This is a genomic window from Polynucleobacter sp. MWH-UH35A (assembly GCF_018687075.1).
Lineage (GTDB): Bacteria > Pseudomonadota > Gammaproteobacteria > Burkholderiales > Burkholderiaceae > Polynucleobacter.
The window spans coordinates 642655-657784 of the sequence record NZ_CP061285.1 but is presented as its reverse complement, the minus strand read 5'-3'; the positions used below and the strand labels follow the sequence as shown (position 1 = coordinate 657784).

The window sequence follows — 15130 nt, the reverse complement described above, 5'->3', positions numbered from 1 at the left end:
GATGACTTCTTAAATATTGCTCATAGGCGTAGTTAATGCACGACCTCTGAACCAACCATAGATAACTGGCAATACTAAGAGGGTCAATACTGTGGTTGTCACCATGCCACCTACGATCACCAAGGCAAGCGGACGTTGCGCCTCAGATCCAATCGAGTGTGAAAGCGCAGCTGGTAAGAGGCCCAAGCCTGAAAGTGCAGCAGTCATTAATACTGGGCGCACCCGTAACGAGGCACCCTCAACCATCACATCTTTCATCTGACCGTGCTCTGTCGCAGCCGTCTTATTGATGAATGAAATCAGAATCACGCCATCCTGAATCGCAATGCCAAAGAGCGAGAGGAAACCAAAGAATGCCGAGATACTCAGGGTCTCACCCGCTAAATGCAATGCAATCACACCGCCAATAGCAGCAAATGGCACATTAATCATCACAATAAAGGCATCGCGGAAATTGCCGAATGCACTCACTAACAACAGGAAAATACCTAACAGTGCTAATGGCACAATCAACATCAATTTCTTTTGCGCCTGTTTCATTTGGTTGAATTGCCCATCCCAGCTAATCGAATAGTTTGGTGGCAAAGTGATGTTCTTTTCTACCAAGAACTGCGCATCCTCTACCGCACTACCCAAGTCACGATTGCGGACGCTAAATTTAATCGCAATATATCGCTTGCCTGCTTCACGATAAATAAAGAATGGGCCATCGGTTAAACGCACAGTGGCAACCATTGAGAGTGGAACCTTGGTGCCATCGGGCGCCTCAACCAATAAATGTCCAATGTCTGCAACATCGTTGCGACTTCCCTCGTTGAGGCGCACAGCAATGCCGAAGGTTTTCTCATCCTCGAGCAAGCTGGTTACAGCAGCGCCACCAATCGCATTGGCTACTACTGTCTGAATATCATTCACATTGATGCCGTAACGAGCTGCTTTATCGCGATCGATTTGAATATTCAGGGTTGGCTGACCAAGCTCTTTCAGAATACCCTCATCAGCTACACCGCGAACCTGTTTAAGCTGCTCTATAACCTCGTGAGCTTTTTGATCCAACACATCCAAATCGGTACCGTATATCTTTACGGAGTTCTCGCCCTTAACCCCTGACAAAGCTTCATTGACGTTATCTTGAATGTATTGGGAGAAGCTATAAGTAATGCCCGGAATCTTATTGAGCTCAGCTTCTAAATGCGCAATTAAGTCCTTTTTAGATGAGCCACTGGGCATATTTTCTGGGCTCTTTAAGTAAAGACCATATTCTTGGTTAAACACACCCGTTGAATCCGTACCATCATCAGGGCGACCAATTTGTGCGGCAACCTTATCGATCTCTGGTTGCGCCATAAAAGTAGCACGCAACTGATCCGCTATCTTTACCGAATAATCCAAGTCAACCGTATTCGGGAGGGTTACCCGCAACCAAATATTATTTTCTTCAAGGGTTGGCAAGAAAGCAGTTCCCAAACGGGTCATACTCAACAAGGTGAGACCCAGTACAAAGACTGCAACTGAGAAGACTGTTAATGGACGATCCATCCATCTTCTGAGTAAAGGCTTGTAGCCATTCAAAATCCGAGTGATAAAAGACGGTGGCGTATGGTGTAAGTTTTCACCAAACACCAAAGAGATCATTGCCGGCAAGAAGGTCAGACTTAATACCATGGCAGCAATCAAAGCAAAGCCCATCGTGAAGGCCATGGGCTTAAAGATGATGCCCTCAACACCGCCCATAAAGAACAATGGGGAATAAGCCACGATGATGATGCCAGTCGAATAAATCATGGCACGCTGTACTTCGCTCGTTGCCATAATGATGCTTTGATTTAAGCGCTTGCCACCCTCCTCTAGGTGACGCATGACGTTCTCCGTCAAAATCACGGCAGAGTCCACGATGACCCCAAAGTCGATTGCACCCAAAGAAATCAAATTGGCCGGCACGCTCCATAAATGCATCTGTATGAATGAGACGCATAAGGCCAAAGGAATGACTGCAGCGACGACTGCAGCTGCACGGATATTGCCTAAGAAGAAAAACAGCACTGCCAATACCAGCGAGATACCAAAGAATAGAGTATGTTTAACAGTGCCAATAGTGATATCTAAAAGCACCTGGCGATCGTAGAAAGGCTTGACTTCGATACCTGGCGGCAAAATATGTTTATTAATATTTTCTACTGTGCTTCGTACACGAGCCAATACTTCAGTGGCATTCTCACCCCGACGAAGGTACACAATTCCCTCTACAGAATCAGGATTGTCATTAAACTGGAACATGCCTAAACGCGGAGCATTACCAATCTCCACACGCGCAACATCACCAATGTGAATAGGCACGCCATTATTAATGGTGATCACTACCTGCTTAATATCGTCGATATTTTTGAGTAGGCCAACGCCCCGCACAACAAATTGCTGTTCACCACTAGGTAATAAACCGCCGCCAGTATTGCTATTGGCATTCGTTAAGGCAGTAATGAGTTGATTAACTGAAACACCTTTTGCTTGCAAGCTTTCTGGGCTCACAATCACTTGATATTGGCGAACCTTTCCGCCAAAAGATGAAACATCGGCTACACCAGGAGTTTGCTTCAGTTCTTTATAGATCTCATAGTTCTGCAAAGTCTTGAGTAATGTTGAGCTTGCATAGTCTGAACGGACTTCATAACGCATGATCTCACCGGTAGCATCAGAGTCAGGACTAATGCTGGATGTAACGCCAGGGGGGAAACTCACATTCGACAGGTTGCTAATGAAAACTTGACGCGCCTTAAATGGATCGGCAGTGTCATTAAATTTGAGTGTTACAACTGATAAGCCAAATAGCGATACGGAGCGAAATGCGTGCAATCCAGGAATGCCAGCTAAAGCATTCTCCACCGGGATAGTGACCTGCTGCTCAACTTCAGTGGTACTTCTACCTGGCCATTGAGAAATAGCCTGAATAGTTAATGGTGCAACACCTGGGTATGGCTGAATCGGTAGCTTGCTCAAACTGAGCATGCCAAGTCCGAGCAACACGATCGAAGCAAATATAACCAATACGCGCTTCTCGATGACCCCTCGAATAAAGGAGGTGAAAACGCTCACTTAGTCCTCCTGCTTGGCAAAGCGATCGTTTAACAAAACAGCGCCCTGAGCCAAAATTTGCCAACCCTGTTCTACACCCTCAGTAATTGCAAAGCTCTTACTGTTTAGGTCGTAACCCTTCACCGGAACTCGTCTGTAAACCTCCGGACCAACCTTAATAATGGCGTAACGATTCTCACGAACACGAACAATCGCTGACTGCGGAACAACCACAGCATCAGCCGTGCCAGTCGTTAATAATGCCGAGGCATACATATCGGGACGCAAGAGATCATCGGTATTCTCCACATCCGCACGTATCAACAGAGCGCGAGTTTGTGGGTCAATCGTTGGCGCAATGTAATTAGCGTAAGCAACAAACTCTTTATCTGGGTATGCCTCAAGACTTAAGACCATCTTCTGGCCTTGTTTAATCATCCGAAAATCTTGCTCAAATACATTACCCAAGAACCAAAGTTGTTTTGGGTCTGCCAAAGTAGTAATCACATCTCCTGCACTAACTGCAGATCCAGGCTCAACATTACGCTTTACCACGACACCTTTAAGGGGTGAGCGCATCACCAAATTACTGGTGGTCTTACCTGTACTTTCAATACTCTTAATATCGCCTTCGCCAGCACCAAGATTTCTCATGCGGTTGGCAGCGGCTTGCTGAGTAATGCGGGCATCACCCAACAAGTCACTCATTGATTTACTTGTTTCAAGCACTTTGGCTGTCTTAGAGGACAGCAGATACTCTTGCTGAGCAGATAAAAACTCTGGGCTATACAACTCGACGATGGGAGAACCAATTTCTACATGAGCACCATCAAACGCATAAATACGCTCTACTCTTCCTGGCGCACGAGCTGATAGGACTTTAGATTTTTCAGCATTAAATGCCAAACGACCAGGCACCTTGATATTGACTGGCACTTGTACTTTTTCAGCTGACTGAAATACGTAGATCTCAGGGTTAAGCTGAACACCAGGCAGCTTTAATTCGAGTATCCCTGTTTTTTCTACTTTAAGTGCCTTATCAGAGGCTTCAATTTTTACAGTGCGATTTACGTTGGTTACACGACCGACCACAATACCTAATGAAAGAATGGCGAATGCAAAAGCGGCGAGGCGAACACGATGACGATTCTGTGGTGATAGATTCCAATACAAACCTATCAAGCCAGCAGCAGTTGTCTTTGCATGGTGCGCTCCATGATGCGCGCCCTTATGCAGAATTGGCTTTGCCTTTTCAGTTAAGTGCTTTAGAAACGAAAGAATTTTGTCTTTCAAAACTGCTCCTTAGAAGGGTTCTTTACCCGCTGAAACCATTAATACCGCTTGTGCCTGCAAAAGATTACTCTCAGCTTGCGCCAAAGCAATCTCCAAGTTACGCAATTGCGTTTGCGCAGTCAACAAATCATTAAAACCTTGGCCATTATTTGAGTATTGGGTTAAGCCAACCTTGTAAGCAGCGTCGGCCTGTGGCACTTGGCGCTCCCTCAAAAACTGAGTTTGATTTTTGGCTTGCTCATAAACAGCGTATGCCGTATTGACCGCCAGCACGATTTGCTGACGATTTGAGATGTTACCCGCTTCGGCAGCGGCTTGATTGCGTTGCGCCTGCTCTACTCCATACTTTTCTTTAGTGAAGAAATAAAGCGGAATAATCAGATCCAATTCAAATTGATAAAACAGTGCACCATTGTTCGAAGCAAATGGTCCACGCGGTGTGTAGGAAGAGCCAATCAGCTGAAAGTCTGGCAAATAAGCTTTTTTTGCCAGATCCACACCTTTGCGCGCCGCATCCAACTGTAATGCTGAGCTCTTCAAAGATGGGTGACTAGTCTCTGCATAATCTTCTAATTCAATTAAGGTTGGTACGCCATTGATTGCACGACGAACATCACCACGTAAGACCAGTTTTTCACGAGAGTGACGGCCCACCAATGTATTGATGTTATTTAAGGCTACATTGAGTTGGCGCTCTACATTGAATTGATCTGCCTGCGCCGCGCTCTGCGCCACTTGGGCATTGAGGTACTCAACGTAGGCTGCAGCATTATTGGCATAACGCGCCTTTGCCACATTCTTAATCATTTCCAAGCGAATCACGGACTCTTTGAGAACCTGCAATTGCTTTTGCGCAGCCAAGGCGTTGTAGTACAAGGTTGATAGCTGAGCGCCCAACTGAAGATAGGTAGATTCAGAGCTCGCTAGCAAAGCCTCTGCATTGGTATCAGCGATATCCGCCGCCAAACTCTTCTTTCCTGGAAACTGAAAGGGTTGCGCAATCGAAATAGCATTGTTATTGCTAACGTTCGGATTACTTCCCGCAAGACCGAGCGCTAAAGGTGATCCTACAGGCATGCCAGACCACACCAATCCCACTTGTGGATTAGTTGGCGCTGCAATTTGCGGCACAGAAGCTTTGGCAGATAAATACGATTCACGCAATGAAGATAGCTGCGGATTATTAATTTTCAACTCATTCCAGAGTTGGCGCAAATCCATCTCGCTAGGACCAGAAGAAACAGGCTTGGTATAAATCTTAGGTGTATTCGCTTTAGTTACTGGCGCAAATAGTTCGGTTGCCTTACTGGACTTATCTTGCTCGCTAAGCTGCGCTCCAATCGATGGAGGGGCTGCCAATGAAGTGTCGCTCGTTTGCACAGTCACGCTAGCGGGTGGTGCGTTATTAGCGGCAGACTGAGCAAACACTAAGGCAGAAGAGATGGGGGCGCAAACAACAAAAGCAACCATTGCAAATGGTGTCACGCTGTTGAGCGATCGAACTACGCCAGTTTTATGTTTGCCCAGAATCAACAAAAGCGACTGCCTCTAAATCAGAAATGCTGTTTTTATAGCCCCAGAAGTGGATTTAGTAGCCATCCACACCCATTTCAGGGGGTTTAAAGGATTATAGGGGACAAAACCTAAAAGTCGAATAATTAAAAATCCCTAAGTCGTTGAATATAAAGATAATAATTATGTTCGTATTGCCTCTGAGCCCAGTAAAGTCTTAAAACTCGGCATGAATCCTAAAAGATAGGATATTTACAGGTCCACGCGCGGCGTTATAAGCCGGATTATTGATGTGCTGAAAGTTCAATCCAGCCAAGACATTTTTAATCACGGTAGCGTTGTAATACACCTCACCGATGCGCTCTGGACGATAAGAAATCGTCTGGCTTGGTCCTGCATAGTCGCCGATAAAGTAAGACACCCCACCCGCCTGTAAATAATTTCGACGATAGCTCGATAAGCCGTTTTGCATCATCGAGATACCAATTGAATCTTTAGGACGACTCCAACTTGTGCCGTTCATACCCAAGCCAACCGATAAAGAATTATCCGCTTCAGTGAAAGACATCGTTTCAGTATGGCCATCGGATGTAAAGGCGCGACCATAGATACCTAGGTCTTTAGTTAATGCTTGTTCACCATTAATACCAATACCGGTCTTGTATTGATAGTTGTTGCGCACGTTGTTAATTGCTTGCGTACCTTGGGCATTATTGGCTACAACATAATTAGTTGCGTCCTGAAAGCGTGCCAAGATCATACGATTACGATAAGCGAGCACCGAAACCTTTCCAGGCAAGTCAGCAATATTGTGTTGACGCTCTACTTCAATTTGATCGCCATAAGCATTGAAGATTTGCCAATTGAGATCGCGGCCATTTGGGTTCTTTGGTGCGAGCATGCGGGAAGCCCGCATTACCCAATTACTGAGGTACCACTCGCCTGCCAAGCCAGTGCTGTAGCCGCGGGCATCGGCAGCATAGTCATAGGCCAAATAGGTCATATTGCCCCAGTTCATGAACTGCACACGGGGGTCTTTGGCGTAACGACTATCGTCAAAAATATCTAATGTAGAAAACTGTCCAGCAGTAACCACCACACGAGTACTACTTACCGTTTGTGTAATTTGATTGGCCTCATTCTCGAGAACAACTTTATCGCCCTCTTGATTAAATGTTTGACGTAAAAAAGCACGTGCAGAATAGAACTTAGCCTGTGCACCATTTGCCTTGGTTGCTTCACCGTTAGTAAATCCACCAAGACCTGTTAATCCAGAAAATGGCACACCAGAAATTACTTCGGGGTTGAAATAAATATCCGTGTTCGGAGCTAAGCGCGCACCGAAGAATAAAGTTCCTGACCAGGTGTAGCTCATTGACTTCAATGAGGACATACTATTTGGGCCAGAATAGCTAGAAGTAAAGTTGTTGTAGCGCTGATTAATGTAGGTTGTTTGACCGTGCACGTTTACAGGCAAACCAAAGAGCTCACCTTCCGTTGGTAAACCTTGAATCGCTTCTGCAAAACTCGCAATTTGGTCCGAGCCTGATCCCGCCTTCTGCGCAAATGCAGTTGCTCCGAAGAATGTGCAAATAATGCTCAACAGGAGGAGTAGATAAATCTTGCGGGTCATTCACAATTTCTATTTGGGGTGCCAGTGCAATGCAAAGACAACATGCCGATGGAGAAAACTAGGCAAACACAGCTTGAGATTGAAGCCCAAGGGTGGTGCAGACCGAATTATCCCCAAAAAGAGGCAATTTACCTAGTCTTTATGGCAACAAGATGACAGATTGGGTGGATCGCCTTCAGATTAAGCAAGGCCTGTACCCCAGAAACAACTTACCAGGCGATTCTGATGAAGGAGGCAGAACTATCCAAAACGAAATTTTGTTAGCCTATTGAGGGCCATTTCCGCTTGGCCCTCCAAAATATCTTGAATTAGAGGAACTGGCAATTCAGGATTTTCTTCAATAGATTTGCCTAAACGAGCCCAATGCTCAATTTGTTTCGAAAGAGTTCTTTTTGTAATTTTCGACTCAGATTTAGCGTCCGCCACTAATGACTCTGATAATTCAATTTGAATGAACATCTAACGGCGATCCATTAAGGCGCGAGCCAAGGTTCCAGCATCCACATATTCGAGCTCGCCACCCACCGGAATGCCTCGTGCAATACGGGTGACCTTGATACCTTTAGCTTTGAGTACTTCGCCGATGTAATGAGCAGTTGCTTCGCCCTCGCTGGTGAAGTTGGTGGCCAAGACTACTTCACGAATAGGAACTCCGGTATCGGGAGTCTCAATACGATTGAGGAGGCGATCAAAACCAATTTCATTGGGGCCCATGCCATCCAGCGGTGAGAGTCGACCCATCAATACGAAGTAATTGCCTTTGAAGCTAAGAGTCTGCTCGACCATCACTTGATCAGCAGGCGTTTCCACAATACAAAGTAATGAAGGGTCACGACGACCATCAGAACAAGTGCTGCAAATCTGGGTTTCTGAAAATGTATTGCAACGCGCGCAGTGTCCTACTGTTTCAACTGCTTCGCCTAATGACTGAGCAAGTACTGCTGCACCATTGCGGTCATGCTGCAAGAGATAGAAGGCCATGCGCTGAGCAGACTTAGGACCTACTCCTGGTAGCACACGCAATGCCTCGATCAAACGACCGAGTGCATCTTGAGGCGCTTCTATATGTGCCATGTAATCAGAACGGCAACTTGAAACCAGGAGGCATTGGCATGCCAGCAGTAGCACCAGACATCATCTGCGCACTAGCAGCTTCTACTTGCTTAAATGCCTCTGTATAGGCAGTCACGATGAGATCTTCCAACATCTCGCGATCATCCATTGCGCCTGGATCAATCTGCACACGCTTAAGCTCGTATTTGCCAGAGATAGTTACCTTCACTAAGCCACCAGCTGCTTGACCAGTCACTTCCAACGCAGCCAGTTCAGCTTGCGCTGTTTTCATCTTCTCTTGCATCTGCTGAGCCTGTTTCATGAGGCCAGCAAGTCCACCTTTCATCATCGCTTTATTTCCTTAGGGCTTTTGAATATTGATATTTAACTAAATGAGTCACATCAAAGAGGTTTAACTGAGCCACCAACCACTTTGGCGCCAAACTCTTTTTCGAGTTGCTGAATAAATGGATCAGCAGCAATCATTTGTTCCGCATTCATTCTTTTTTCTTGATGAATCTGGGCATCTACCTTAGCAACGGTCTTACCCTCGACTTCACCTTTTTCAATCACGATCTTTACGGGCTTGCCAAAGTGGGCTGTTAATGCGTCCGCCAAACGACCAACTGAAGCCTCAGATGCTAACTGCGGCATCGGCGTCACAATCGTTGCGCGCACCCCTGCCGCTGAATCATTCCAATCTTGCAATTCAGTCTGAAAAGCTAACTGCTGAACCAATCCTTTGACTGGCAATTGACGCATCAAGGCATGCCAATCTGGGCGATCAGCTGAGCTCGCTACGGCAGCTTGGGCAGTCGGTGCCGCTGGTGCTGGAGCAGCTACTCTTGCAGCGGGTGCGGCGGCTTTAGCTGCGGGCGTTGTTGATGTTGCTGCTGGACGTGCGGTATTTACTGGTGGAGCTGAAGGTGATGGAGAAGAGCTACCTCCTCCGCCATTATTGCTTCCTGGACGAAATGCCAACATACGCAACAGCGTCATAGCAAAACCAGTTTGCTCGTCTGGAGCTAGTGATAAATCTGGGCGACTAGTAATCGTAATTTGATAGAAGAGTTGCGCCTCTTCTTTTGTCAGTTGGCTAGCCAAGCGACGAATCTCACCTGCCTCTGGCCAATCATCCAATACAGACTCAGGAACAACTTGCGCTGCTGCTATCTTTTGCAACAAGCTTGAGAGGTCTTGTAGTGCTAATGAGAAAGACATGCTGCGCTCACCCATTTCATTGGCGACTGCGAGCAGACTCTTGCCATCTTTAGCAATTAAGCAGTCCAGAATACGAATGAGATAAGCATCATCTAGGGTGCCGAGCATGCCACGCACAGACTCTTCAGTGACCTTGCCAGCAGCGTAAGCAATGGCTTGATCAGTGAGAGATAAGGCATCCCGCATGGAGCCTTGAGCTGCTTTGGCAAGTACACGCAGGGCATTGACTTCGTATTCGACTTTTTCGGAGGCAAGTACTTTCTCTAAGTGCTCAACGATGAGTGGTACTGGCATTTGCTTGAGATTGAACTGCAAGCAACGAGACAAAATAGTAACTGGGATCTTTTGTGGATCAGTAGTAGCCAAAATAAATTTGACGTGCTCAGGCGGCTCTTCTAATGTTTTGAGCATGGCATTAAAGGCGTGATTGGTGAGCATATGCACCTCGTCAATCATGTAAACCTTGTAACGACCACTACTTGGTGCGTACGCTGCTTTTTCTAATAGAGCGGCAATATCGTCAACACCACGATTACTAGCAGCATCCATCTCGATATAGTCCACAAAGCGACCTGCATCGATTTCCATACAAGCTGGGCATTTTCCGCAGGGCTCTGAAGTCATCTTGCCGGAACCATCGGATCCTGTGCAATTGAGGGCTTTGGCCATAATGCGGGCAATCGTAGTCTTACCTACCCCACGGGTGCCTGTAAAGAGCCATGCATGGTGCAGGCGACCCTGATCCAAAGCATGGGTTAAGGCCTTAACCACATGGTCTTGACCAACTAATTCAGAGAAGGTTTTGGGGCGCCACGAACGGGCCAATGCCAATGCTGTCATGTCTTACATTCTAACAAGCTAAAATGGAATTGGATGGGCCTCCCCGCATGGTGGGTTGGATAACCTGGTCAGGTCGGGAACGAAGCAGCCAAACCCAATTTCTGCCAGTGCCGGGGGTTTGGCTCATCCACCCTCCCCGGCCTGTTTCCGCTACTAGAACACCAGATTAAGCAGGCTTAATAGCAGACTTATTAGCAGACTTAATTGATAGGAGTGTAGGTCTGCGGCTTATCCAAGTTGTAGAACTGAACACCCTTAATGTTGGGATCAACCTTTTTAAAGTCAAATGCCTGTACGTTGGTGGTTTCAAACATCTTGACGTAGTACATCAGGTTTTTATTGTCTGCAACCACTGTCCATTCTGTGATCTCAATACCACCTGCACCGCCGCCATATGCATTCGTTGCTGGCAAGCTAATCGCGCCCGGTGGAATATCAAAGCTACCGAGAATGTGCCAGGCACTATTCGTTTGCTGAACAGTAGAGTAATTGGTTGGCACAGATTTTGATAAAAAGATCGCACGAATAAAACGACTAGGACTCAAGTAGTCTCCAGGCAGACCATGCAAGCCACTGCCAGAGCTTGGTGGCGCATAGTTGGCACCATTAATGACTAAAGAATTGCGCTCAACATTAGTCAGGTTTGCATAGTTACCAATGTTATTTAACTGCTCTCTAAACGCAGGGTCATTTGTCATAACACCTGTTGGGTTATCGGTAATCACTAGCTCGCCCTTGAGATACTCAATCACAATGCTTTTACCTGCGGCATCATGCAAAGTCATACGCACTGGTGCTGACTGATTTCGAAAAGCCGGAATAATGGAGCGATTTACCAAAATATTTTGGAAGCCAGCTTTGACTTCATCGACCGTTGCAAAATTTGTCAGGGCATAAGTCAGAATCTGAACCGAGGCAATACTCTTCGCAGAGTCGCTTGGTGGAACCGCCTGAAAGACTGCAGTGTTAGGTGCATTCAGTAAACCCCCAACCAAACCTTTTTCATTCATACCATCAACAAGCACGGGCAAGCCCAAACCATTCATTCCGGCTGCGGTGTATTTGGCAGTCCAATTGAGACCTGTTCCCGGTTTGCTATCCACACCAACACCCAGCATTGGGGTGTTTTTGGGAATTAAAGTGAGTTGAGACTTTAGGGGCAAACCAAACTCCATGGTGCGACCATAGACATAACCATTGTCATTACCCTTCAGCAAGAAACTGGTACATGCATTACTAATTAATGGTGTAAATGCCAATACGGCAGATAATGAAGCGGCAAGAGCTTGCTTGGCCAATGGGTATTTCATGGAATCTCCTTATATAAACTATCAGGAAATTCTAACTGAATGACAAGGCAAGCTATTTCGATTTATTAAAAGATCTTCAGAATCCTGAAAATCCCCCAAATCATCCAAATAATCAGCAAAACTAGGACGGTTCTGGCGTCCAACTGGATCTTAAAGAGACGTAATGTCTTATGGGTGCATTCAACAGATACTTGCAATCCGAATCCCTCCTCTATATGGATGGATTCAGCGTAGAGGTTTTAGAGAACAATAGGTAGTGATTGGGGATGAAATGGCTGTAGGAAAGCATAACGCCTTCCTACGCCACACCCATCAATATTACTTTTGTGAATCCGTATTGCGTCCTTGAGAAACCTTCTTGCGCATGAATGCTGGTTTAACAGATTCTTCCATCATGCAGAACATCACTGTGTCATCTAAATCTGCAACACGGTTCTTCAGCTTGTCAGAGGAATACATCAGCTCTTTTTCCATAGCTTCATGGTCGCGTCGCTCTAATAGAGTTTGTAGATAGCGCACTGTTTCAGCAAGCCATGGGTTCTCACGTGCACGCTCTTCTAGCTTTCTCATTAAGCGCTCTACTGCTACCCAGTTACGATCTCTCACAAACAAACGTGCTTCACGCTGAATATCGGCTGCCTCAACCTCATTAAAGCGCCTTGCAACCAGCTCATTTTCTTGGGCGAGTTGGTAGTCAGCCAATGAGACTACCGGCAACTGCGGGAGGCATACTGAGAACTCGTGCTCCATGCCATCTTTATCTTTTGCTAGGATGGTGCAGCGTAGAACTGAGCCATTGTCTTGTAGGTGAATCACTTCTGACATAGATAAGGAAATTGCCATCCAGACTTCAGAGCCTTGAGCGATTGCTGGCAGACAATACTGCTGGGCAGTATTTTGTACATAGTCATTACGCATTTTGATCTGACCCATGCGAGGCAATAAGGGTGTCTCCAGCTTGACGCGCACATCTTGCCAAACGAGATTGGTCAAGAACCCCAACTCTGCATCAAAGGATTCAGCAAGATCTTCTGCGCGTTGGCCATACCAACAATTACCTTGACCTGCTTTTGCGATGGCTGTCATGAGCTCTTCATTGAAGTCAAAACCAATACCTACTGTGGAGGTCGTGACACCAGCACTGGCAAGTTCGCGCACTTGCTCACAGATTCCCTCAATGGAGGTTAGTCCACGATTGGCTTGTCCATCAGACAATAGAATCACACGACTCACCATACCGCGCCCTGCTCTTGGCGCCAGAGTCTCAGCACCTTTGAGCCAACCGCCATGAAGATTGGTCATGTTTCTGGGTTGCAACTCATCTAAACGTAATGGTAGTAAAGCTTTGGCCATACGCACAGACATGGTTTCTAGCAAGACCTCAATTCGATCGTCATAAGCCACTACTGAGACCCAATCCCCATCTTTTAAGCGAGATAACAAATCTAGAGCACAACGTTTAGCTTCATCAAGCTTGCCGCCACTCATCGAGCCCGAGCGATCAATCACTAGTGATACAGCTAATTGGGCACGGGCAGCCACATCAATCTCCTGCACTGGTGCACGCAGGCGTAGCAATACATCCAAGCTCTCGCCTGAATTGCTTGCCATGACGGCTTTGCGTGTGTCTAGAACTACTTCTAATGGTTTTCCGTTAATCATGATTTCTCCTGTATTTGCCTAAATTTGCAGCAGGGGCAAATACAGGCGGTTATGAAAGCAACAGGATCAGATTAGGGGTTGGGAGGCTCATTAGGTGAGCTCTTGGGTTTTTATTCTGAATTTATTGTGATTTTGTTCACTCTTTCAGGAGTCACCCATGAAATACCTCATTACCCTCTTTTTGCTTGCTCAGGCTGTTCTTTTGGTACGTGGAGCATCTGCTCAAGCTATTTACGGTCCTAACGGGAACTATCTTGGCTATAGCCAAACTTCACCGAGTGGCGTAACGAATGTCTATAACGCCACTGGTCAGAATGTTCAGTCATTTCAGACGGATAACGGACAGACTAATTTTTATAGTCCTAGTGGCGCTTACCAAGGCACCTCAACCACACCGGTATATGCAACCCCCAATACTTCGATTAACACTCCACGCCAAGCGCCCGTCGCCCCGAGTGTAAGAGGTTGGTAATTTTTACTTTCAGGAGAATTTCATGAGAATACTTTTTTATCGAGTTGTTGCTGCTACAGCAATACTCATTTCTGGACTCTGTCTTGCGCAAACGACGAACTGGAATAACAGCCCAGATAACTGGAACAACTCACCGAACAATTGGAATAACTCATCTAACAATTGGCAAAACAGTCCAAATAATTGGAATAACAGTCCTAGTAACTGGAATTCCACAAATGGTGTTTATGACAATAATGGCAATCGCATTGGCTATGAGACCCAGTCGCCAACAGGTGTAACCAATGTTTTTGATAACAACGGCAATCGGATTGGGTACTCGCCTAGCAAAAGACAATGATTGCCGAAATTTTTTCCTTATCACCTTGGGTAAGTTTTCAAAGGACAGTATTTTGCAATTACTCAATACCCTTTAAACAGTCTTGCTCATAAAACTCCATCTGCAACTGCTCTGACTCCGAGAACTCCTCTAAAAGATAACCTTTGGGTGGAGTGAGGCGTCGTAGATATTTATCCGGAGCAGGTCCTGCTGTATAGGCACCAAGACCATTTTCATCTTTGTAAAAGAGAACGCCGCCTGTGGTTGCAACCTCTACATTCCAGGTATACAGGGGTTGGTCATGGCCCTCCCACTCACTAAAGCCTTCAGCTGAAATAATTCTGACAATGTTTCCGAGGTTTGCTGGGATACGGCAATCAACTGTAATCGCCAAGTCACCCACCTCACAATTTAGTTTTGGAATGCTTGATGTCATCTTCCTCTCCGATACTGAGCCCTGACTTTCTCACGCTGCACAAACATCATGTGCGCAAAGATGCCTTGGCTACAAACCAAGAAAAAGCCTAATAAGAAAAACAGCACCAAGCTGAAGCTAAAACCGCGATCTAAGCCCATCCAACTCAGAAACATAAAGAAAATGCCGATAAATTTGATCATTTTGGCCTCCGCCTAGTGGTTTACCTATTTCAAGACTAAAGACTTGCTAGCTCATCAAATGAGCCTTAAACTAATTAAAGTTATAAAAACAATAAATATGTAGTTTTTGACCTATTGGTCCCATTCTT

14 protein-coding genes and 1 other RNA gene are annotated in these 15130 nt (G+C 46.0%); 3 read left to right on the top strand and 12 right to left on the bottom strand.

Annotated elements, in window-relative coordinates; all coding sequences use genetic code 11:
* Positions 1–9: 9 nt before the first annotated feature.
* The 8 genes from ICV36_RS03525 to dnaX all read right to left on the bottom strand — a co-directional run bounded on the left by ICV36_RS03525 (position 10) and on the right by dnaX (position 10621).
* The gene (locus ICV36_RS03525; protein ID WP_215401161.1) at positions 10–3090 is read right to left on the bottom strand and encodes an efflux RND transporter permease subunit; all 3081 of its coding nucleotides are present in this window, start codon (positions 3088–3090) and stop codon (positions 10–12) included.
* Positions 3091–4362: an efflux RND transporter periplasmic adaptor subunit gene (locus ICV36_RS03520; protein WP_215401160.1), complete on the bottom strand. Its 1272-nt coding sequence runs from the start codon at positions 4360–4362 to the stop codon at positions 3091–3093.
* A gap of 9 nt (positions 4363–4371) precedes the next feature.
* Entirely contained in the window at positions 4372–5898 is a 1527-nt protein-coding gene (locus ICV36_RS03515) for a TolC family protein (protein WP_251375070.1), read from the bottom strand.
* Between the two features lie 193 nt (positions 5899–6091).
* Positions 6092–7507, bottom strand: a complete 1416-nt coding sequence (locus tag ICV36_RS03510; protein ID WP_215401159.1) for a carbohydrate porin — start codon at positions 7505–7507, stop codon at positions 6092–6094.
* 240 nt (positions 7508–7747) lie between these two features.
* Complete coding sequence (locus ICV36_RS03505; RefSeq protein WP_215401157.1) at positions 7748–7966, bottom strand: ParD-like family protein; 219 nt, start codon at positions 7964–7966, stop codon at positions 7748–7750.
* On the bottom strand, positions 7967–8581 hold the full coding sequence (gene recR, locus ICV36_RS03500; protein WP_215401155.1) for a recombination mediator RecR: 615 nt from the start codon (positions 8579–8581) through the stop codon (positions 7967–7969).
* A gap of 4 nt (positions 8582–8585) precedes the next feature.
* Positions 8586–8909, bottom strand: coding sequence for a YbaB/EbfC family nucleoid-associated protein (locus tag ICV36_RS03495; protein ID WP_072582156.1), 324 nt, complete (start codon positions 8907–8909; stop codon positions 8586–8588).
* 53 nt (positions 8910–8962) lie between these two features.
* Positions 8963–10621 (bottom strand): DNA polymerase III subunit gamma/tau, encoded by a 1659-nt coding sequence (dnaX, locus tag ICV36_RS03490; RefSeq protein ID WP_215401152.1) that lies wholly within the window; start codon positions 10619–10621, stop codon positions 8963–8965.
* A gap of 32 nt (positions 10622–10653) precedes the next feature.
* On the opposite strand from dnaX, the gene ffs reads away from it, so the two are divergent.
* An RNA gene (gene ffs / locus ICV36_RS03485) (signal recognition particle sRNA small type) lies at positions 10654–10752 on the top strand.
* A 69-nt stretch (positions 10753–10821) separates the two neighbouring features.
* Here the strand turns inward: ffs and ICV36_RS03480 are convergent.
* A complete protein-coding gene (locus ICV36_RS03480) occupies positions 10822–11931 on the bottom strand; it encodes a linear amide C-N hydrolase (protein ID WP_215401151.1) in 1110 nt (369 codons plus the stop codon).
* 318 nt (positions 11932–12249) lie between these two features.
* The gene (locus ICV36_RS03475; RefSeq protein WP_215401149.1) at positions 12250–13593 is read right to left on the bottom strand and encodes a VWA domain-containing protein; all 1344 of its coding nucleotides are present in this window, start codon (positions 13591–13593) and stop codon (positions 12250–12252) included.
* Positions 13594–13750: 157 nt separating this feature from the next.
* Between ICV36_RS03475 and ICV36_RS03470 the strand changes: the two genes are divergently transcribed.
* A complete protein-coding gene (locus tag ICV36_RS03470) occupies positions 13751–14065 on the top strand; it encodes a hypothetical protein (protein WP_215401147.1) in 315 nt (104 codons plus the stop codon).
* 22 nt (positions 14066–14087) lie between these two features.
* Entirely contained in the window at positions 14088–14405 is a 318-nt protein-coding gene (locus ICV36_RS03465) for a hypothetical protein (RefSeq protein WP_215401145.1), read from the top strand.
* 58 nt (positions 14406–14463) lie between these two features.
* Here ICV36_RS03465 and ICV36_RS03460 read toward each other — a convergent pair whose 3' ends face one another.
* Together ICV36_RS03460 and ICV36_RS03455 are read right to left on the bottom strand one after the other, a co-directional pair.
* Positions 14464–14820 (bottom strand): hypothetical protein, encoded by a 357-nt coding sequence (locus ICV36_RS03460; protein WP_215401143.1) that lies wholly within the window; start codon positions 14818–14820, stop codon positions 14464–14466.
* A complete protein-coding gene (locus tag ICV36_RS03455) occupies positions 14817–15002 on the bottom strand; it encodes a hypothetical protein (RefSeq protein ID WP_215401141.1) in 186 nt (61 codons plus the stop codon). Before ICV36_RS03455 ends, ICV36_RS03460 begins: the two co-directional genes overlap by 4 nt.
* Positions 15003–15130 lie beyond the last annotated feature (128 nt).

Coding starts and splice junctions, on each gene's coding strand:
- ICV36_RS03495 (WP_072582156.1), bottom strand. CDS start 8,909: ATGATGAAAGGTGGACTTGCTGGCCTCATGAAACAGGCTCAGCAGATG.
- ICV36_RS03475 (WP_215401149.1), bottom strand. CDS start 13,593: ATGATTAACGGAAAACCATTAGAAGTAGTTCTAGACACACGCAAAGCC.
- recR (WP_215401155.1), bottom strand. CDS start 8,581: ATGGCACATATAGAAGCGCCTCAAGATGCACTCGGTCGTTTGATCGAG.
- ICV36_RS03510 (WP_215401159.1), bottom strand. CDS start 7,507: ATGACCCGCAAGATTTATCTACTCCTCCTGTTGAGCATTATTTGCACA.
- ICV36_RS03460 (WP_215401143.1), bottom strand. CDS start 14,820: ATGACATCAAGCATTCCAAAACTAAATTGTGAGGTGGGTGACTTGGCG.
- ICV36_RS03480 (WP_215401151.1), bottom strand. CDS start 11,931: ATGAAATACCCATTGGCCAAGCAAGCTCTTGCCGCTTCATTATCTGCC.
- ICV36_RS03455 (WP_215401141.1), bottom strand. CDS start 15,002: ATGATCAAATTTATCGGCATTTTCTTTATGTTTCTGAGTTGGATGGGC.
- ICV36_RS03470 (WP_215401147.1), top strand. CDS start 13,751: ATGAAATACCTCATTACCCTCTTTTTGCTTGCTCAGGCTGTTCTTTTG.
- ICV36_RS03465 (WP_215401145.1), top strand. CDS start 14,088: ATGAGAATACTTTTTTATCGAGTTGTTGCTGCTACAGCAATACTCATT.
- dnaX (WP_215401152.1), bottom strand. CDS start 10,621: ATGACAGCATTGGCATTGGCCCGTTCGTGGCGCCCCAAAACCTTCTCT.
- ICV36_RS03505 (WP_215401157.1), bottom strand. CDS start 7,966: ATGTTCATTCAAATTGAATTATCAGAGTCATTAGTGGCGGACGCTAAA.